Source organism: Shewanella sp. 1180_01, from assembly GCF_052850535.1.
In genome coordinates this window covers 1-20784 of record NZ_VXCT01000041.1, presented here as the reverse complement: position 1 = coordinate 20784, position 20784 = coordinate 1, and the positions used below count along the sequence as shown (strand labels likewise).

At 43.2% G+C, this 20784-nt stretch carries 16 protein-coding genes; 3 read left to right on the top strand and 13 right to left on the bottom strand.

The features are described from left to right. Window positions 1–6 precede the first annotated feature (6 nt). The 10 genes from FW758_RS17770 to murJ form a co-directional block, all read right to left on the bottom strand. Window positions 7–3516, bottom strand: a complete 3510-nt coding sequence (locus FW758_RS17770; protein ID WP_446446085.1) for a pilus assembly protein — start codon at window positions 3514–3516, stop codon at window positions 7–9. A gap of 2 nt (window positions 3517–3518) precedes the next feature. Next, window positions 3519–3950: a pilus assembly PilX family protein gene (locus tag FW758_RS17765; RefSeq protein ID WP_311891141.1), complete on the bottom strand. Its 432-nt coding sequence runs from the start codon at window positions 3948–3950 to the stop codon at window positions 3519–3521. Between the two features lie 12 nt (window positions 3951–3962). Further along, window positions 3963–4946, bottom strand: coding sequence for a PilW family protein (locus tag FW758_RS17760; RefSeq protein ID WP_432362642.1), 984 nt, complete (start codon window positions 4944–4946; stop codon window positions 3963–3965). A 23-nt stretch (window positions 4947–4969) separates the two neighbouring features. Next, window positions 4970–5575, bottom strand: a complete 606-nt coding sequence (gene pilV / locus FW758_RS17755) for a type IV pilus modification protein PilV (protein WP_199908792.1) — start codon at window positions 5573–5575, stop codon at window positions 4970–4972. 185 nt (window positions 5576–5760) lie between these two features. Beyond that, the gene (gene ispH, locus FW758_RS17750; protein ID WP_172481247.1) at window positions 5761–6690 is read right to left on the bottom strand and encodes a 4-hydroxy-3-methylbut-2-enyl diphosphate reductase; all 930 of its coding nucleotides are present in this window, start codon (window positions 6688–6690) and stop codon (window positions 5761–5763) included. 28 nt (window positions 6691–6718) lie between these two features. Continuing rightward, a complete protein-coding gene (gene fkpB, locus FW758_RS17745; RefSeq protein ID WP_006080638.1) occupies window positions 6719–7141 on the bottom strand; it encodes an FKBP-type peptidyl-prolyl cis-trans isomerase in 423 nt (140 codons plus the stop codon). Next, entirely contained in the window at window positions 7138–7653 is a 516-nt protein-coding gene (lspA, locus tag FW758_RS17740) for a signal peptidase II (protein WP_446446084.1), read from the bottom strand. The genes fkpB and lspA overlap by 4 nt, the downstream gene beginning before the upstream one ends. A 9-nt stretch (window positions 7654–7662) precedes the next feature. Further along, a complete protein-coding gene (gene ileS / locus FW758_RS17735) occupies window positions 7663–10485 on the bottom strand; it encodes an isoleucine--tRNA ligase (protein ID WP_446446083.1) in 2823 nt (940 codons plus the stop codon). A gap of 32 nt (window positions 10486–10517) precedes the next feature. Continuing rightward, on the bottom strand, window positions 10518–11453 hold the full coding sequence (gene ribF, locus FW758_RS17730; protein ID WP_006084977.1) for a bifunctional riboflavin kinase/FAD synthetase: 936 nt from the start codon (window positions 11451–11453) through the stop codon (window positions 10518–10520). Between the two features lie 65 nt (window positions 11454–11518). After that, window positions 11519–13078 carry a murein biosynthesis integral membrane protein MurJ gene (gene murJ, locus FW758_RS17725; protein WP_012196768.1) on the bottom strand — a complete coding sequence of 520 codons (1560 nt, stop codon included), beginning with the start codon at window positions 13076–13078 and terminating at the stop codon, window positions 11519–11521. 252 nt (window positions 13079–13330) lie between these two features. On the opposite strand from murJ, the gene rpsT reads away from it, so the two are divergent. Beyond that, entirely contained in the window at window positions 13331–13597 is a 267-nt protein-coding gene (gene rpsT / locus FW758_RS17720; RefSeq protein WP_006080633.1) for a 30S ribosomal protein S20, read from the top strand. 63 nt (window positions 13598–13660) lie between these two features. Here the strand turns inward: rpsT and FW758_RS17715 are convergent, their stop codons facing one another. Continuing rightward, the gene (locus tag FW758_RS17715; protein ID WP_006084975.1) at window positions 13661–13957 is read right to left on the bottom strand and encodes an ArsR/SmtB family transcription factor; all 297 of its coding nucleotides are present in this window, start codon (window positions 13955–13957) and stop codon (window positions 13661–13663) included. A gap of 136 nt (window positions 13958–14093) precedes the next feature. Between FW758_RS17715 and FW758_RS17710 the strand changes: the two genes are divergently transcribed. Then, window positions 14094–15500: a M28 family metallopeptidase gene (locus tag FW758_RS17710; protein ID WP_006084974.1), complete on the top strand. Its 1407-nt coding sequence runs from the start codon at window positions 14094–14096 to the stop codon at window positions 15498–15500. 70 nt (window positions 15501–15570) lie between these two features. Here FW758_RS17710 and yaaA read toward each other — a convergent pair whose 3' ends face one another. Both yaaA and FW758_RS17700 read right to left on the bottom strand, forming a co-directional pair. Continuing rightward, window positions 15571–16344 carry a peroxide stress protein YaaA gene (gene yaaA, locus FW758_RS17705; RefSeq protein ID WP_446446082.1) on the bottom strand — a complete coding sequence of 258 codons (774 nt, stop codon included), beginning with the start codon at window positions 16342–16344 and terminating at the stop codon, window positions 15571–15573. Window positions 16345–16473: 129 nt separating this feature from the next. Continuing rightward, complete coding sequence (locus FW758_RS17700; RefSeq protein ID WP_446446081.1) at window positions 16474–17916, bottom strand: alanine/glycine:cation symporter family protein; 1443 nt, start codon at window positions 17914–17916, stop codon at window positions 16474–16476. Between the two features lie 433 nt (window positions 17917–18349). Between FW758_RS17700 and FW758_RS17695 the strand changes: the two genes are divergently transcribed. Further along, window positions 18350–20716, top strand: coding sequence for a phosphoketolase family protein (locus tag FW758_RS17695; protein ID WP_006084971.1), 2367 nt, complete (start codon window positions 18350–18352; stop codon window positions 20714–20716). Window positions 20717–20784: the final 68 nt, after the last annotated feature.

Below are 20784 nucleotides of genomic sequence, written 5' to 3'. Positions count from 1 at the left end.
CTTAAGTTACTCATCAATGTGATAATAAATTCTATTAACTCCTAAGCCGCCACCAACACATTTTTCATCTCCATCTTTACAACCGTCATCGCCATCGATCTTTTCCATTTTGTCACCAGCTGCACCAATTCCAATAAGATACATATAGCTTTCACTTGCTCCATTAGGTGGAATAACAAGTTGTGGAGTATCCGGAACTCGCTCCCCCATTTCAAGATAATCTTTATTATTGATTGATTTGTAGGCGCGAGTCCCTTTATGCAGGTCAAAGCCATAAAGTCGCCCTAATCCAGAGACTAAACATTGATTCTCTGCTGAGTTATCACCAGGCACATATGAAGTAAAAAATACCCTTCCTTGAATAATTGTCGCACCAGCTAAACTCTTCTCACCAATACTTCCAAATTTATAATACCAACCACGTTTCTTACCAAAAGCAATGTTGTCAACTTCAGTTTCAGGAAGTGGTGAAGATACATTATATAAATCATTTAAGACCAAAGCATTTGGAATTTCGTTACCCTTTGTCCCATTAAATGATTTGGTTACTACATTGCGATCTTGCAATGTAAAAAACATATCTGAGCGCCACTTATCTGTTGGTATAGGTCTATGTCCACTACCAATAACAACAGCATCATATGGAATACTCTGATAAGTTTTAGTTACTTTTGTTTGGCCATTTTCGGTAACTGAAACCTCAGTTAAATTACTAAATGATGTTTGGGCTACTACAGGCTCAGCAAAAAAACGTCTATCTGTTGCGACGGTAGTTCCACCTAAGTCGGCGAATTTAAAGGCTGTCCAAGGCCTTACAGAGTCTTTTGGATTTGCACTCGGTAAGTCAATTCGCCAAATATTAGCACCAGTATCCGTAGCATAAATCCTATCCGTTAGCCTGTCTCCATTAGAATCTAACACAGCAACTGAATTAGGAATACTGTCTGTAATGCCTGGCATAAGTGTACTATTCCCTCCAGAGCTTGGTCCGAAGAAATGAACTAAAGTTCCAGTTTCAGCATCAACGATAAACACTCCACGCCCTTCAGTATCAGTCTCACCCACTCCACTACCATCTTTTGTTGTTGGGGTATAACCAGCACCAAATATCAATACAGGCTTAGCACTTGAAGGGCTAGTATTTCCTGATGGCCAGCCTGGAATCGTTGTGATTACCGGTTCCGACCAGCTTTGCCCCATTTCAGATATACCTAAGGACGCAGCATCTATCTTCCACATAAACTTAGGCGAGTCAGGAGCCGTAATATCCAGAGCATAGTATGACTTACCGCCCCGTCTCATACCGACAAATACCCATGCCTTTTCAATCGATGTAGAACCGGTCTTAACATAAGCAACGGGTGGACTGTCTAACCCGTATACAGAATGCACACCGGTTGGAACGTTGGCTCTTAATTCTCTTAAATTTGGTAAGAGCTCATAAGGCATAAAAGCCCAACTTTCATTAACAGCAGTTCCCTCATCTTTAAACATATGTAAGAAACCATGATTGGTCCCCATTAAAATACGGATATCAGGAGATGTCTTAGTACCAAAATTAATAGCGAGTGGTTTAGAATGTAACGGATCACCTAAAATATCCTTACGTTTGTCTGTTACACTGTTATCACCATCATCATCATCTACATCTGCCCCTTTAGCCCAATCAAATAGCTTAGTCAGTTGCCCCTTATCAACGCCAATATAATTAGCCAGAGCGGTTTCACCACCAGCTTTATTTTCAGCATTAGTTTTCGTAAAATCCGTTAAACCAGAACCAAAATTGCCATAAAGTTTACGCCTACTAGTACTTCTTAACACCTGTGCAGCGCCACCTAAGCCAACATCATTACCATCCCCCCCCGCACTAGTTGACGCACAAATTGCATCATCGGTCCAAATTGAACAAGCAGAAGACTTAATGTTTCCATCTAGACCAATAGCCTTATCGCCATTTTTATCAACTATGTCACCATTTCCTGTGACGGTAAATTTTTTAAGATTCCCCTGCCAACGAGGCCCCTTATTTGGTAAAAACATTGCGTAATAAACTGCATCGAAGGTTTGAGTACGATCAAAGTTATTACTGGCGATCGATGGTGAAGTAAAGCTTGCATTCACCTCAAGAATATTTGAAAACACCTTTTGAAGTGCCGCTTGTAGTTGCATAGCATTTTTTGCAGCGAAGTATTGTCCACCGCCTCGAGCGGCAGTTTCTTTCAATAAAGGCTCAGCATCATTAGCGCCAGAGCTAAAACCAATAGTATAAGTACTGATTGTTTGAACGTCTTCTATCTCACTATTAACATCATTTTTATTCATCCACCCAGCAAGGGCTGCCAAATAACTATTTTCATATCGATTAGAACTGCTAATACCAGGCAAGTTTTTTACATAACCATCTGCTGCAGTATCAGATGTAGGTTCGCCATCCGTCATATATACTACATAAGCTTTGTTCTGGCACTTCTGCAATGATAGTGGTGATTTATATTTCCCATCTTTCTCAATAGAAGTATCACGACTAGGACTTAATTTTGGGTCTCTATTTTCATAACCATACAAAACATTACCACCAGAATAATAACGATAAGCTTCATAGAGTGTTTCACACAATGGAGTATTCCCCCCAGCGACTAAATCCGGAACGATATCAAGTAAAGTTGACTTTGTTGTTTCATCAGTTCGCTTTATTCCATTTATAATGCGACCTCCATTATTTGAATCACTACCTGAACCATCATTATTTCGGTTAAAGACGGCAATACCAAAATCAACTCCAGGAGTTGTAACTATGGTATCTCCCACAACCCGTTGCGCGATTGCCATTCGAGTGTAATATTTTTTTGCTTTAGTAGAATGATACCAATTAATATATTTTTCGGTGTAAATGGTAACAGGCTGACCTGTACCTAGACCCGTTAACTTAGATTTATCTATTGCTACATTAATTTGCTCTTGGGTCGAGCTAGCATTTAGAACGGCATAAGGCACCGGAGATGCTTGAGTACCTTCGCCGTCGATAGGAAATCCGGTTGGTTGTCCTTTTGCATTTTTAATATTCTTAGAATCTATGTCTTCAAAGCAGTCGATAAGATGGATATTTGTGCCTTCAACAGGCAAATCCTCCCAACTCCCCGTTTGGCCAGAAAAACTATACTCACGTAGAAAGCCTGTAAACATGCCATAATCTTTTAAATATTCTAATGACGTAGCACAACCATTTAGTGAGTTTATGAAAAAACGTTGACTACTACTCTCAGGAACATCCGAGCTACTGCGACTAAAATAGAGTTTTGTGCTATCAGTGATTACATCGCCCCTTTGATAAAAAGTATCTGTATACTCATTAGTTCCCATACTTCCTGACGTATCAAAAATAATTAACACTTGCGGACGAGAACCTGAACGTGCTGTAGATTCGAAAACATATAATTCGGTATCGTCCGCAAAGCTCAACCCAGAAAGAATGACCAAACAAAACAATATAGAGACGGTAATTTTTTTAGCCCACATAATTAACTCCCGGTTAATACTTCTTGCTCGATACCAGCAACGACGGTCAACCGCCCCATGTCATCTCGGCCAAACTTTGCTTCACTACTCACTTCAACACGACGACACATAATTAAACTTGAAGAGCTCGCTTTTGAACTACGTTGACAAGTAACATCACCAGAAACCATCGGGGTAAAAGTATTAATTACACCAAAAGCCGCATCTTCAACTGTAGTAACAGCTGACATATTTGCCATGATTTTACCTTGCTGAGAAACGATTACTTTATCTTGAGCACCTATCGCTGAGGCCATCGCTCCAATGCGATCAGACCCAGCGCCTGACATTCGCATTGACTGAGTCGAATTCACAGCCAAAGCTACCCCGATAACAGTCATGAGTATAAGTACGATCAAAGAAAAAAATAACACTATCCCTTTCTGCTTTTTCATTAACTAACCCAGTTACTGTCTAATTAATACAGGATTCTCGAGAACTATTGTTGTCGAGACTACTTTTCGTCGAAAATGATCTTGAGTTGCAGCAATTTTTTTGTCACCTAATACATATTTCGTGTCATTGGTATAACTTGAATCTTCATCTGTCGAACGTACTAAAAGAAATATTCGAATAGCTACTAAACGTTGAAACTGTTCGTTATCCCACATTAGTGAAGTGACATTTTGTGCTGGCATAAATATATCAGCTGTATCATTACCATCATTATCAAAACCATACAATATCCGCATATTTTCAATACCCTCCACCAACTGCTCATAACTACCAGAGGTATTCATTCCACCATTTAATAATAAACGTCTACGAAGTACCGGTATCGAACCATCATTTTGAATGTAATAAACATGATGGACATATTCCCAAAATCTTCCATTGTCCAATGTAGGTGTGGATTGCGAACCACTAAAAATGATTGCTTGATTTGCCGTTGCACCAATATAGTATCGATTAACATCATTGGGATTAGTCGTAGGCGGGCCTGATAAACGCTTGATTTGTATTACATCGGTATTCTTAACTACATTAGTTAAACACGCTAAGCTTTCTGTTCCAACACCCGCTTCATAACCCCATAGCTTACGAAAATGGCTTGAGGTTGTATTAGGAAACGATGCATTATTAATCCCACCACCAATACAATCATCTCCAGTAGGGATAATGGCAGCCAACAATGTAGTATTTACACCTCTAACCAACTCTGTGCCAGTAATATCCCCCATGAAACCTAACTGGCTAATATCCCTTTCCATAAGTGCTAAGGCGATACGCCCATTTTCTTGCAACTGATTAAATTGACTCGTAGTGGTGACATTAGAGGAGGACATACTAAACATGGTAAATACACCCAGAGTTAAAAATAACCCAATGATCATGGCTACCATTAACTCGACCAATGAGAAACCAGCATGATTTGATAAGCCTTTACGCATTAACTTCACTTAATCAACCCCACCTAAAGGATTATTGTCGTAATAGTCAAAACTCGTCGACGATCGCTACTCGTACCACAAGATTGTACGAATGAATTGGCTTTGGCTGCACCGTCACTCAGTGCTCGAATACCTCGCCAACTCATGACAACTGTAACCTCTCCAGCTAAAGATGCCTTGATACAAGCGGTTGGTAGATCTAACCCGCCAACATTATGACCACCAACTTGTTCTGAAGCACCAAGAAACAACTGCTCCCACTGATACAAATCAGAAGCTGAAGTCTGAACATCTGAGCATACGTCATTTACATCATGCCCGACCCCAACATCACAAATCTTCTCCGGAGCAGTTAAATTACCTTTATAGGTGCCAACATAATTCGCTAGCTGCCCTCGATTTAATCTCATTCGATTAATAATATCATCGATATAATAAGAGGCTTGGGTTTGCTGAAATGACTCGAAGCTGCCACGCTTTGCAACGATATGCAGATTAAAAATACCAATTAAGCCAATGACTAAGATCACCAATGCAACAAGCACCTCAATTAATGAGAAGCCTCGTTGAAAGTCTTTTTGTGTCAATCGTTCGAATTTAGCCATATTTTTGACAAGCTTTTCAGCCATTTAACCTTTAAAAATCTTAGTCTTACGACAAAAAATTACCAACAGTTAATAATAGATGAGTAAAATGTAAGTAGCCAGTAACAATAGCATATAAGCATTGACATCATTATGCCTTGAATGAATTTGAAGCAATAAAAAAGAGGCTTATCGCCTCTCTTTTATAAATAACTTAACATCACATAGCTTTAGCGCAGTTCGGCAGGCACCGCAAAGACAGTGTCTTCCTTACGGCCTTCGACCTCAGTTACCACGCTAGGGGCGAGTTTTGCAATCGCTTGGACAACTTGTTGAACTAAGACCTCAGGTGCAGAAGCGCCTGCGGTAACAGCAACACGCGAAACATTATCGAACCAGCTTGATTCAACATCGTCAGCAGTATCCACCAGATAAGACTGAGTTCCGGTCTTCAATGCGAGCTCGCGTAACCGATTAGAGTTAGAGCTGTTTTTTGAACCAACAACAATCAACAAATCCACATCTGCAGACAGATTACGCACCGCATCTTGACGATTCTGTGTTGCATAACAAATATCGTCTTTACGGGGTCCTTCAATTGAAGGAAACCTTTTTTGTAACGCGGCAATAATGTCTAACGTATCATCGACAGATAAGGTTGTTTGGGTCACGAAGCAGAGATTGTTAGGGTCGCGCACTTCTAGCGCATCCACATCAGCAGGCGATTCAATCAGATAAACGCCGCCGTTAGGATTATCGTATTGACCCATAGTCCCTTCGACTTCAGGGTGCCCTTCATGCCCAATCAAGATACATTCAATACCTTTACGGCTTGCACGCGTCACTTGAAGGTGCACTTTAGTGACTAAGGGACAAGTCGCATCAAAAACTCTCAAGCCTCGCGTCTTTGCTTCTTGTCTCACCGCTTGGGATACACCATGAGCACTGAAGATAACAATGTTGTTATCCGGCACTTGATCTAACTCTTCGACAAAAACCGCACCGCGATCCTTCAGATTCTGCACGACATAGCGATTATGTACGACTTCATGGCGAACATAGATAGGCGGTGAAAACAATTCCAACGCCCGTTCGACAATACTGATAGCACGATCAACACCCGCACAAAAACCGCGTGGGTTTGCGAGCATAATATTCAAACTTGGGCTGGTAGGATCGAGTTTCATCTTAAAGTACCTTTACTACGTCCAGTTCAAAAGTGATCTTGTGCCCTGCCAGAGGATGATTCAGATCGACTGTGATGGAATCACCCGCGACATCACGGACAATACCCGGGATTTCACTGCCACCAGGGCCTGCAAAACTGACAATCACGCCAGCTTCTAAACTCATGTCTGCCGGAAAACGGCTTCTGTCTAGATAGTGAATAGCATCAGGATTCGATTCACCAAAGGCATCAATCGCTTCAAGGGTAAAACTGTGCTTATCGCCTTCAGCAAGTGTTGCCAATTGTGCCTCAAATGCAGGACTTAACGTACCATCACCCACATTTAATCGAGCTGGTTTACCCGAAGCTTTAGTGCTGTCTGCGGTTGAACCATCAGAAAGCACAATATTCATATGGCATAGTAAAGATCGCGTCACAGTCACTTCTTAACCCCTTCGGTGCTATCTGTTTCAGATTTACCGCTTAAAAATGCATCCCAAATAATCAACGCAGCACCAATACAAATCGCCGAATCGGCGATATTGAAAGCTGGATAATGGCTCTTAGCCCAAAAGAAATCGATAAAATCAACCACAAAACCGTGCATTAATCTGTCGACCAAATTGCCGAGAGCACCACCAATCACTAAGGTGTAAGCCAGATTCAGTTTCAACAAAGAAGCAGATTGCTTACGCAACCACACTGTTAATAAAGTACTGAATCCAACCGCAACAATCGTAAATAACCAACGCTGCCAACCACCGGCGTCACTTAAAAAACTAAAGGCGGCCCCGTAGTTACGTACATAAGTGAAATTAAAGAAAGGCAATAAATTCAGCGATTCATGCAAATCAAAATTGGCTAAGACCCATTGTTTAGATAGCTGATCGGCGAAAAACACCAATACAGCTACCCAATACCAACGTAAGCCACTGTCTTTCCAAGTTAATGGCATACAGATCCTTTACGCAAACAGACGAACTTCGCCGTCACCTTCAATGTTTGTTACGCAGCGAGTACAGAGTGTTGGATGGGCATCAATGGTGCCAACCTCTTCTCTGTGGTGCCAACAACGCTCACACTTCTCAGCAGTACTTGAAGCAACCAGTAATTTCAGTGACGCCAGCTCAGTTTCAACCGCTTCTGATGTCGCATCCGCTAAAGGCAAGACTTTGGCTTCAGAGGTCAATAACACAAATCTTAGCTCATCGCCGATATGGGTTAATTGTTCAGTCAACGCTGCATCAGCAAACAAGGTCACTTCCGCTTCTAATGAACCACCAATACGTTTATCACGGCGAGCTTGTTCAATCACTTTATTGACTTCGTTACGCACAGTTAGCAGTTGCTGCCAATAGTCGTCGCTCAAATCCGTCGTTAAGGTGACTGATTTTAAGCCTTGGTACCATTCTTGAGTAAAGACATAGGCATCACGCTCGCCAGGCAATAGTTGCCACACTTCGTCCGCTGTGAAGCTTAGAATTGGCGCAATCCAACGCACCATGGCCTCAGAGATCAAATACAGCGCCGATTGACAGCTGCGACGCGCATGACCTTCTTGCTTAGCCGTGTATTGGCGATCTTTGATGATATCCAGATAGAAACTGCCTAACTCAACCGAGCAGAACTGCATTAGTTTTTGAGTCACAATATGGAAGTTATATTGCTCATAGGCTTCAATAATTTCCTGTTGCAATGCAGCAGCGCGGCGCACAACCCAACGATCTAACGCGACCATATCTTCAACAGCGACTAAATCCTTAGCAGGCTCGAAACCGTTTAAGTTGGCTAATAGGAAACGGGCTGTGTTACGAATACGACGATAGGCATCGGCGCTGCGATTTAAGATTTCGTCAGAAACCGTCATCTCACCACTGTAATCTGTTGCCGCAACCCATAAACGCAGAATATCGGCGCCTAATTTGTTGGTTACCGTTTGTGGCGCAATCACGTTACCGATAGATTTTGACATCTTGCGGCCTTTACCATCGACGGTAAAACCGTGAGTCAGTACTTGCTTATAGGGTGCTTTGCCATTCATAGCGGTTGAAATCATCAAAGATGACATAAACCAGCCGCGATGTTGGTCGCTACCTTCAAGATATAAATCAACGCCGTGTCCGTGGAATTCAGGACGAGCCGCTACCACTGACGAGAAGGTTGAACCTGAGTCAAACCAAACGTCTAAGGTATCGGTTACTTTGCGGTATTGCTCAGCTTCGTCACCCAATAATTCAGCGGCATCGAGATCCCACCAAGCTTGAATGCCTTGTTGTTCAATACGGCTGGCTACACGTTCCATTAGCGACACGCTATCAGGGTGCAACTCTTCAGTTTCACGATTCACAAACAGCGTGATAGGCACACCCCAAGTACGTTGGCGTGAGATACACCAGTCAGGGCGGTTTTCAACCATTTTTTCAATACGACTTTGGCCCCAATCAGGGATCCACTGAGTCTGTTCGATTTCTTTCAATGCTTGCGTACGCAGGCCATGGTTATCCATAGAGATAAACCACTGCGGCGTCGCACGGAAGATAATCGGTGTTTTGTGGCGCCAGCAATGTGGATAGCTATGACGGTAAGCCACGTGATTCAGCAAGGCGCTCTTTTCTCTCAGTAAAGCAACAACGTTATCGTTGGCTTTAAAGACATGTTGGCCAGCAAAATACTCAGTATCTGGCTTGTATACACCGTTATCGCCAACAGGGTTTGCCACTTCTAAACCGTACTTTTGACCAACCACAAAGTCGTCTTGACCGTGACCAGGGGCAGTATGAACGATACCGGTACCTGCATCAGTCGTGACGTGATCGCCTAAAATTGCCGGAACATCAAAATCTAAGAACGGGTGATTAAAGCGGACAAGCTCAAACGCTGCGCCTTTGGCAGAGCCAAGCACTGTATGGCTTTCTACGTTATAGCGAGTCAGGCAAGACTCGACTAATACTTCTGCTAAAATAAGCGCTTGCGTAACACCGTCTTTTTCGAATTCAACTAAGCTGTAATCTAACTCAGGGCTTAAAGACAAGGCACGGTTCGCAGGCAGAGTCCATGGCGTGGTAGTCCAAATCACCATAGAAACAGGATGTGAGTAATCGCTTACCCCAAACTTAGCCGCAACGGCTTTACTATCGGCGGCCACAAATGCTACATCAATAGCAGGTGATGTTTTGTCTTCGTATTCCACTTCAGCTTCAGCTAAGGCAGAACCGCAATCAGTACACCAATGCACTGGCTTAACGCCTTTATGTAAGTGACCACTCTCAATCACTTTCGATAAAGAACGCACGATATTAGCTTCGGTTGAAAAATCCATCGTCAGGTACGGATTTTGCCAGTCGCCCAATACGCCTAAACGAATAAAGTCTTCACGTTGACCGTTAACTTGCTCGGCGGCGTATTTACGGCATTCTTCGCGGAATTCTGCCGCAGAGATTTTTTGACCTGGTTTACCCACTTTTTGCTCAACTTTCAGCTCGATAGGCAAACCGTGGCAATCCCAACCTGGCACATACGGTGCGTCAAAACCAGACATGGTTTTTGACTTAATAATAATGTCCTTGAGGATTTTATTAACTGAGTGACCAATATGAATACTGCCATTTGCATACGGTGGGCCGTCATGCAAAATGAAGGGAGTACGGCCAATTCGGCTATCACGGATCTGCTGATACAAACCGTCTTTTGTCCAGCGCTCTAACATCTCTGGCTCGCGATTTGCCAAATTACCACGCATCGGAAACTCTGTTTCCGGCAAATTCAAAGTAAATTTATAGTCGCTCATTGATCCTATACCGTTAATTAAACTGATAAATTTCAGCCTGCATCATTACCAAATAAAGCTCTGGCTTCATTTGCATCATTTAAAATCTGTTGCTTAAGCGCATCCAATGAGTCAAAAGGTTGCTCATCACGGAGTTTAGCCACCAACTCGACCTCAACATGTTTGCCGTAAATGTCACCTTCAAAATCAAAAAGATGCACCTCAAGCTGACACACTTGACCGTTCACTGTCGGACGGAACCCAATATTGGCTACGCCCTCATAAATATCGCTGTTATCCCAATAACATTTGACCGCAAACACACCGCGTACAGGTACAACATTGCGCTTTAAGGCGATATTGGCTGTGGGAAAACCAATGGTGCGGCCAATTTTTTGCCCATGCGCGACACGACCACTCAAGGTAAAAGGATGACCGAGCAAGCGTCTTGCTTGCTCAAGATTACCCTTAGCCAATTGTTCACGCACGGCGGTTGAGCTCACTCTTTGCGAACCCAGCATAAAACTTTGGGTGCTGACCACAGTAAAGCCATATTGAATACCTGCCTGCACAAGCATCTCAAAATTGCCTTTACGGCCCTGACCAAAACAAAAATCATCGCCGACCACTAGGTATTTAACACCGAGTTTGCGGACCAACAATTCTTCAATAAAATGCTCAGCAGGTTGATTGGCAAAAGTGCGATTAAAGTTAACACACACTAACCGTTCAACCCCAAGTTCATCGAGCAACATGACTTTATCACGTAATAAACTTAAACGAGCCGGCGCATTGTCGCCGCTAAATAATTCCTGCGGCTGAGGTTCAAACGTCATCAACGTAGATGGCAGCGATAACTGCTTAGCCTTCTGCACTAAGTTCGCAATCACTTGTGCATGACCACGATGGACGCCGTCAAAATTACCTATAGTCAATACACACCCGTGGTGGGATGACAAAATGTTATGTATACCGCGGATTAATTCCATAACTTTAGACAACTGCCAAGCGCAAATCGGCTGATTATATAACAGCTAGCGATGAGAATCAGCAATCAAACTCCCCGTTTAATTGACCAAGGACGAATTCCGAGCAAAAGCAGTCCCAACAAGTAACTGACTGCCCCCGCTAAAATCAAGCCTATCAAGGCTTTTGCACGCTCGAACAAATGCCAATCTAACCAAATTTGTTGCGAAGGTAAAAAGTAATACAAGACTACCACCATCAAGGCGGTAGAGACCACGGCTTTAGCAAAAAACACCATAGTCGGCCTAGAAACGCGATAAACGCCGGCTAAATGCAATCCTCGATAAAGTAAAGTGGCGTTGAGCAATGCTGACATTGAAGTCGCAATCGCTAATCCAACATACCCAAAAGGAATAGCAAACAATAAGTTAAAGCCCATGTTGGTGATCATGGCGATAATGCCATAACGCACAGGAGTTTTGGTATCTTGGCGGGAGTAATAACCTGGAGCGAGTACTTTAATCAGCATAAAACTGAGTAAACCGCTACCGTAAGCCATCAAACTATAAGAAGCCATTTCAACATCATGCATCGAAAAAGCGCCGCGCATAAATAACACCATCAGCATAGGTTTGGCGAGCACGATCAAACCCATCATGGCAGGAAGACCTAGCAGCAGAATCGCTTTAACCCCCCAATCCATCGTCAAGCCAAACCCCGCACCTTCAGCATTGACATGGTTTCGTGACAACGCAGGTAAAATCACAGTACCAATCGCGATCCCAAACAATCCTAGGGGAAACTCCAATAAACGGTCGGCATAGTAGAGCCAGCTTATCGAGCCCGTCATCAAAAAACTGGCGATAAAGGTATCAAATAACAGGTTAATCTGTGAAACCGATACGCCAAATAGCGCCGGGATCATCAAGGTTCTGATTTTCACTACTCCAGGGTGATGCCAACCCCACGAGGGTTTAACGAGCGCTTTTTCACGCAACAAAAAAGGAATTTGAAATAAGAACTGGATTAATCCGCCACAAAAAACGCCCCAAGCAAGGGTGATTTCGGGTTGAGTCGATGTTGGCGCATAAAATATGGCCGCGGTAATAATCGCCACATTGAGGAATACAGGGGTAAACGCCGAAACCGCAAATCGGCCTCGGGTGTTTAAAATCGATCCAGCCAGTGCGGTAAAGGTAATAAACCACAGGTAAGGGAAAGTAATCTTAAGCACAACGGTAGCGAGTTCAAATTTAGCGCCATCGGGCTCATTATTGAGCCAAGCAATAAACCAACCACCGCCAAATAAGGCTGATAACACGGGCGAAGCTACCACGCCCACAAGCGTCACAATCGTCACTAACAAACCTAATGTGCCTGCGACTTTACTCAACAGGTCACGGGTTTCTTCCGCGGTGTGTTTCTCTTGATACTCAGTTAAAACAGGCACAAAGGCTTGTGCAAAAGCCCCTTCTGCAAACAAACGACGTAAAAAGTTAGGAATTTTATTGGCGAAGAAAAACACATCGGCACTTGTCCCGGCCCCCATCAAGTTAGCAACGACGACGTCCCGAACAAGACCTAACACACGGGATATCAATGTCATAGCACTAACAATCAGACCAGATTTTAATAATTTTCTACTCAAACGTCCCCCAGACCCATATCGAATTGATTAGGTGATACATCTCAAAAAATCGATTCAGGCTCTGTCACACTGCGGTAATAGCTGCTAGAATTGCGCCACATATTACACGAGTTGGGTCGAAGATAGCCAAGGCAGGTTGGATTAATTTATCTTTATGATGAATATTCAATCATAGTCATTGACAAAGTGACTAAATGCAGGCATATTCCTCGGCCTTTAAAAGTATCAAATCCAGTTTTTAGGAGTTGCACCTTGGCTAATAGCAAGTCTGCAAAGAAGCGCGCGCTTCAATCTGAAAAGCGTCGTCAGCATAACGCCAGCCGTCGCTCAATGTTACGTACATACGTTAAAAAAGTAATCGCTGCAATTAAAGCAGGCGATCACAAAACAGCAGCAGAAGCTTTTGCTGTTGCACAACCAATCGTTGACCGTATGGCGACTAAAGGTCTTATTCACAAGAATAAAGCCGCTCGTCAAAAGGCACGTTTGAACGCTAAGATCAAAGCAATCGCTGCTTAATCTACAAAATAGCAAATGAAAAAAACCGGCAATTGCCGGTTTTTTTATATCTGAAAAACACTATTAATGACAATAAATGTTATTCAATAAGTGGATCATCTCCCGAACTTCATCACTCTTGAGTGAATAAAATACCGTTTGCGCTTCTTTGCGTGTGGTTACTAAATTATCTTTGCGTAACCAAGCAAGATGTTGTGATAGTGCCGATTGACTTAAGCCTAATTTTTTATTCATTTCGCCAACGCACATTTCTCCTTCATTCAATAAATAACAAAGAATAAATAAACGGCGTTCGTTCGCAAGTGCCTTTAATAGCACTACCGCATGATCGGCTCGCTCCTGCATTAATTCAATATTCATTACGCACTTTCTCTCCTAAAACTAACCCCTGCGCTAATATAGCGTCGCCTTACGGATATAGTCGGGACATAAAGCACACTTTTTGCTAGATTGTTTTTAAAAATGGGACATGCTTAATAAAAATAAAGGAAATCTAATGAAGCCCTATCAAACAACACTTCTCTCGAGTCTTTTAATCGGGAGTTTAAGTGCGTGCCAAACTCAAGTAGAAACAGCTCCGACAAGTGAAGTCATTAAATTACAACAGACAGCATTAGCTTCACAATTAGGTTATGACATAGTCGAATCTCTCACGGTTGAAGTAGGTCCAAGACTAGCTGGAAGCCCAAAAGATATCATCGCCGTTAACTGGGCGATAAATAAACTGACCAGCCTTGGATTTGACCGCGTTTATAAAGAACCAGTACAAGTACCCATTTGGGAACGCGGTGAAGCCAAAGCTAAAATAACCTTCCCTGTCGAGCAGCCGCTGGTCATTACTGCGCTTGGTGGCAGCATTGCGACACCAGCAGGCGGTATACAAGCTAAAATCGAACGTTTTGATAGCCTAGAGGCACTACAACAAGCCAAGCCTGAAGACGTGCAAGGTAAGATTGCGTTTATTGACCAAAAAACCGAGCGCCACATTACTGGTGAAGGCTATGGCAAAAGCGTTGGCGGCCGCTCAAAAGGTGCCGTCGCAGCAGCGCAAAAAGGCGCAGTTGCTATCGTGATCCGCTCTATTGGCACAGATCATGACCGCATGGCCCATACAGGTGTTATGCGCTACCAAGATGACGTGCCTAAGATCCCTGCGGCAGCCATGTCAAACCCTGATGCCGATTTGGTCGATGCATTACTAAAACGCAATCCTGATGCTCTACTTGAGTTGCAGATGTCACCAAAAAACGCCGGCTTTAATACATCTTACAATGTCATTGCCGAAGTAACTGGCAGCAGTAAGTCCAATGAAATCGTGCTCATTGGCGCTCATTTAGATTCTTGGGATGAAGGTACAGGTGCAATTGATGATGGGGCGGGTGTCGCGATAGTGACGGCTGCAGCCAAGCACATTCAAGATCTTCCAGTAAAACCCGCTCGTACTGTCAGAGTGGTGCTATATGCCGCTGAAGAAATAGGGCTTGTGGGCGGTAAAGCCTATGCTGAAGCTCACAAGGCGGAATTACCATTGCACTACATAGCTGCGGAATCCGATTTTGGGGCGGGCCGAATTTATCAAATCGATACTAAGGTTAATGAGAGCGCATTTGCAGAGGTACAGCAAGCACTCAGCCCTATGTCATTCAATGGTGTCGCACTCGGCAGCAACCAAGCTTCTGGCGGGCCTGACGTGTCTATGCTGCCAGCCCTAGGCGTACCAGTTGCATCATTAAGGCAAGATGGTCACGATTACTTCGATTACCATCACACACCGAATGATACCTTAGATAAAATTGACCCCGCCGCATTGGCTCAAAACGTCGCCGCCTACGCACAATTTGCTTATATCATGGCAAATTCAACCGCGACATTAACACCTTTAGTCATTCAGTCTGAAAAATAGATAATCGACAAAATAATAGAGAGAACAGCATAAGCTGTTCTCTATCAATTAACATCTTATCGATATTTCGCTATTGCTCTGCACGTAAAAATGTTGGATTTGTCGGTGAACTTTGCTCTTCACTATAGTAATAACCCGCGAGATTAAATGCTCTTAACTCAGCTAACGTATTCACTTTATTGGTGATGATATATCTCGCCATCATGCCCCTAGCACGCTTAGCAAAAAAACTGATCACTTTATATTGACCATTTTTACAATCTTTAAATACGGGTGAAATTAATTGCCCTTGCAGTTTTTTAGGATTTATCGCTTTGAAATACTCATTAGAAGCAAGATTGATAATAATATCGCTACCACTTTCTGCAAGCGCTTCATTTACCGCTTGCGTTAAGGTATCACCCCAAAATTCATATAAATTCTTACCTTTGGGATTCGAAAGCGCCGTTCCCATTTCTAAACGGTAAGGCATGATTAAATCAAGCGGCCTGAGCAAACCATAAAGACCCGATAGAATACGCAGTTGCGACTGAGTCTGGGTGATTTCATCCTCAGATAAGGAATCAGCATCAAAACCTGTGTACACATCCCCTCTGAAGGCAAAAATGGCCTGTTTAGCATCATCTAAACTAAAGTCTGGCTGCCACTGGCCGAAACGCGCCGCATTTAAGCCCGCAATTTTATCGCTCACCTTCATCAAAGTCGCGATATCTGAAGGAGTTAATTGCCGACAAACTTGGATCAACTCCTGACTATGAGTTAAGAAATCAGGCTGTGAATACACCTGCGTCAGTGGCGGCTGTTCAAAATCTAAGGTCTTCGCCGGCGAAACCAATATCAACATCAAAAACTCCCAACAGAAACAAAAAGACATGGCTATGATACTGAACGAACATAAAAAAACCACGCTTTAACGGCGTGGTCTTTTCGATTACGACAATCAGTAATACTTGTCGTCGATAATTTGGGTTAACTAAGGCTTTTTAACTGGCTTGAGACTGGCATCTTGCCAAATGTCATCATCGAGTTGATCCATTAATTCAGGGAACTTACTGCGGTCAAACTCTGGTGTCTTACCCTCTTTAACCTGTTCGCGATAATCATTGATGACGCGAATGGCCAAACCTGACAACAGTAAGAGCGCAATAATGTTCACTGTCGCCATCAATCCCATAGAAACGTCGGCTAAGTTCCACACTAGACTTATCTTAGCCACGGCACCAAACATTACCATGCCCAATACACACAAACGGAATAAAGGCAGTGCTTTGGTGCTATTACCCATTAAAAACATTACGTTTGTTTCAGCGTAAGAGTAATTGGCTATGATGGATGTAAAGCAGAACAAAAAAATCGCCACTGCAATAAACGCACCGCCCCAGTCTCCGACATGGGATGACATGGCATTGATGGTTAAACGAATACCATCGTCACTCGAACCCACATCCCCTGATAGCAGGATAATTGCAGCCGTTGCAGTACAGATAACGATAGTATCCGCAAATACCCCCATCATCTGGACAAAACCTTGGGATGCCGGATGGTTCGGATTAGGCGATGCACTTGCCGCAACATTCGCCGCGCTCCCCATACCCGCTTCGTTCGAAAAGAGTCCGCGTGCAATACCCGCTTGCATAGCTTGCGCGACAGTATAAGCGACACCACCGGCAGCTGCCTCTTGCCAACCAAAAGCACTCTTCACAATTAAGCTAATAATTGCAGGCAGTTGATCTAGGTTGAAAATAACGATAATGAAGGCAACGAGAATATAGGCTAATGCCATGATAGGGACGATAAATTCAGAGACTCGTGCGACTTTACGCAGACCACCGACAATCACAAATCCACTGGCAATCACGAGTCCAATCCCGACATAAGTAGGATTAAACCCAAATACTCGCTCCATCGCTCCGGTAATAGTATTCGCTTGTACCGCGTTGAATACCAGACCAAAGGCAATGATCAGAAAGACAGCAAACAAAATGCCCATCCATCGCTGACCCAAGCCTTTTTCCATATAATAGGAAGGACCGCCGCGGAACTGACCGTTATGATCTCGCACTTTGTAAACCTGCGCTAAGGTTGATTCAACCATAGCGGTAGCCATACCTAAGATAGCGATAAGCCACATCCAAAATACCGCACCAGGACCTGCAGCACCAATAGCGACTGCAACACCGGCCATATTACCGGCACCGACACGGGCCGCCATACTGGTACAAAAGACTTGAAATGATGAAAGTCCGCTATCGCAACCTTGGCGACTCATGGTCATGACTTTGATGGAATGTTTAAAGTGGGTTAACTGGATAAAGGCAAGTCTTATGGTGAAATAAAGACCAGCTCCTACCAGTCCATATACTAACAACTTACCCCAAAGTAGCGCATTCAAAAAATTAACTATGGTTTCTAACATATTATTTTACTTCTTCCCGTAGCAAATGCTCCTCTAATTGAATGGCAATTAGAAGTACAACATCTGTGGTGAATGAATCCTTCCAAGTTAAAGGTAAGAATTTCGGTAGATTTATTTTTTCAAATTATCCTTCCGTGAATTTACAACATCACGGCTACCGAATTCAACGCAGCAAAATAGCACAGTATTCGAAATTGCTCATGTGATCAAGCTCGCGTTTGCACAGTTAAACGCCATCAACATCACGTCTCACAACATAAGCTAAGCCACTGTTAAAGCTACATTAACAAAATAGATAAGTTGCCCCATTGCTTTTAACAGCAAAAACAACTTTTAAAATTTGGATGTAGGGCACATTTTTGTAATAAAACTACAAATATAGTATCCGCATAGAAACTTCAATCATCTCTTGTTTGTTTTAGTGAGGCTTTATATGACACAAATACATGAAATCAATGCTCTGAAAAAATATGTCAGAGCGACTAACTTTCTTGCGACCTCGCAGATTTATCTCAAACAAAACGTCTTACATAAACGTCCACTTGCCCATACTGATATCAAACCACGTTTACTTGGCCACTGGGGTACCTGCCCCGGCATTAACTTTGTTTATGCCAACATTAACCGATTGATAGTGAAACATAACCGCTCGTTCATCTATTTAGTTGGTCCAGGTCACGGTTTCCCTGCAGTACAAGCTAACTTATTCATGGAAGGTTCATTAAGTCATTTCTATCCAGAAACGATCCCCTACAATGAAACGGGTATCGAAGATATTTGTAAGAAGTTTTCCGCCGCTTATGGCTATCCTTCACATGCAAACCCAGAAGCTCCAGGACAAATTCTTGAAGGTGGCGAACTAGGCTACTCACTTTCTGTTGGCTGGGGTGCAGTACTCGATAATCCAGATCTGATCGCCACTGTCTTAATTGGTGACGGTGAAGCAGAAACCGGACCATTAGCAGCATCTTGGTACGCAAACCGTCTAGTCTCTCCTGCGACAAGTGGTGCAGTATTACCGATTGTGCATATCAATGGCTATAAAATTTCAGGCCCTACCCGTATGGGACGCATGAGCCATGAAGAATTGGATCTTGAATTCCGTGGTCTTGGCTACTTCCCTATTATCGTTGATAACGAATTAGAAGAAGATATCTATGTGCAAATGACGAATGCCATGGATACCGCTTATGCCATGATCAATGATATCCAACGTCGTGCCCGTAGCGGCGAAGATGTGGTTAAGCCTAAATGGCCAGTGATTTTAATGCGCACCGCCAAAGGTTGGACGGGTGTCAGTGAGTATAAAGGTAAGAAATTAGAAGGTAACTGCGAATCACACCAAGTGATCGTCAATAAATGTGCCACAGATAAAGGTCATCTGGATGCACTTGACAATTGGCTTGCCAGTTACCACTTCCAAGAACTTTACCAAATGAATGATAAAGGCGAGCTGATTTTTGATGCCGACATTTGCTCATTAATTCCACCTAAGCAACTTGCCTGTGGTCGTCAACATCTCACCTATGGTGGTGAAGTGGTTAGAGCGTTAACGAACCCTGATCTCGAAAAACTCAGCTACGGCCCAGAAGTACCACGTGGTCACCGTGGTTATTCAATGTTGAAAATGGGTGAATGGATGCGTGATGCATTCAAGCTAAACCGCGATCAACGCAATCTACGTATTTTCAGCCCTGACGAAACCTATTCAAATCAACTACAAGCCGTATTTGAAGAAACCGATCGTGCATGGCAATGGCCAATTGAGAGCTGGGATGAAGACATGTCCCGCGAAGGACGAGTGATTGAGCTCCTCTCTGAAAACTTGCTCTTTGGTATGTTGCACGGCTACACAGTAACAGGCCGCCACGGCATGTTCCCAACGTATGAATCATTCTCACAAGTGATCTCATCGATGGCTGACCAATACTGTAAATACGTTTATGCAAGCCAAGGTGTGCATTTCCGTAAGCCGCTGCCTTCATGTAACGTCGTATTATCTTCGCTGCTTGAACGCCAAGACCATAATGGCTACTCGCATCAAAACCCGTCTTTCCTTGGGGCTATGCTAGAGAAGCATCCAAAAATTATCTCTGCTTATTTACCAGCAGATGCTAACAGCACCTTGGTTTATACCGAACGGGCTTACGCCGACCGCGACAAACTCAATATTCTTGTTGCTGGTAAGAAAGAATTACCACAATGGTTGAGCTTGGAAGAAGCGCGTAAACAAGCAAAAGATGGCGTGATGGTGTGGGATTTCGCCTCTGATGAGAATCCAGATATTGTGCTGGCAGGTTGTGGTGATTACGTCACTCAAGAGTGCATGGCCTCATTAGTATTGATCAGAGAACTCCTTCCAAGAGTCAAAATTCGCTTCGTTAGCGTCACCGAATTAAGCAGTGATGGCTTAGGAAGCCGCAAATTTAAAGAAAAACCTTGGTTAATGGACGAAATATTTACCCAAGATAAAGGCGTGGTATTCAACTACCATGGTTACCCAAATACGATTAAAAAGTTAATATTTGATTACAAAGGCAGCCGTCGCTTCAGAATTAAAGGCTATGAAGAAGAAGGTTCAACAACCACTCCATTCGATATGGGCGTTCGTAACGGCACATCACGTTATCACCTAGTGATTGATATGGCTTACAAACTGTTCCAACAGGGCGTTATTGATGAAACTATGCACGTTTCTATAACCACTGACATGCTGCAAAGACTAGTTGACCACCGCAACTACATTAAAGCGAATGGTGTCGACCCAATAGAAATTGAAAATTGGATATGGACACGTTAACACTCACACAAAATTAACAAAACAGTTCATTTTAAAGGCATTCCTCGGAGTGCCTTTTTTTGAATGAG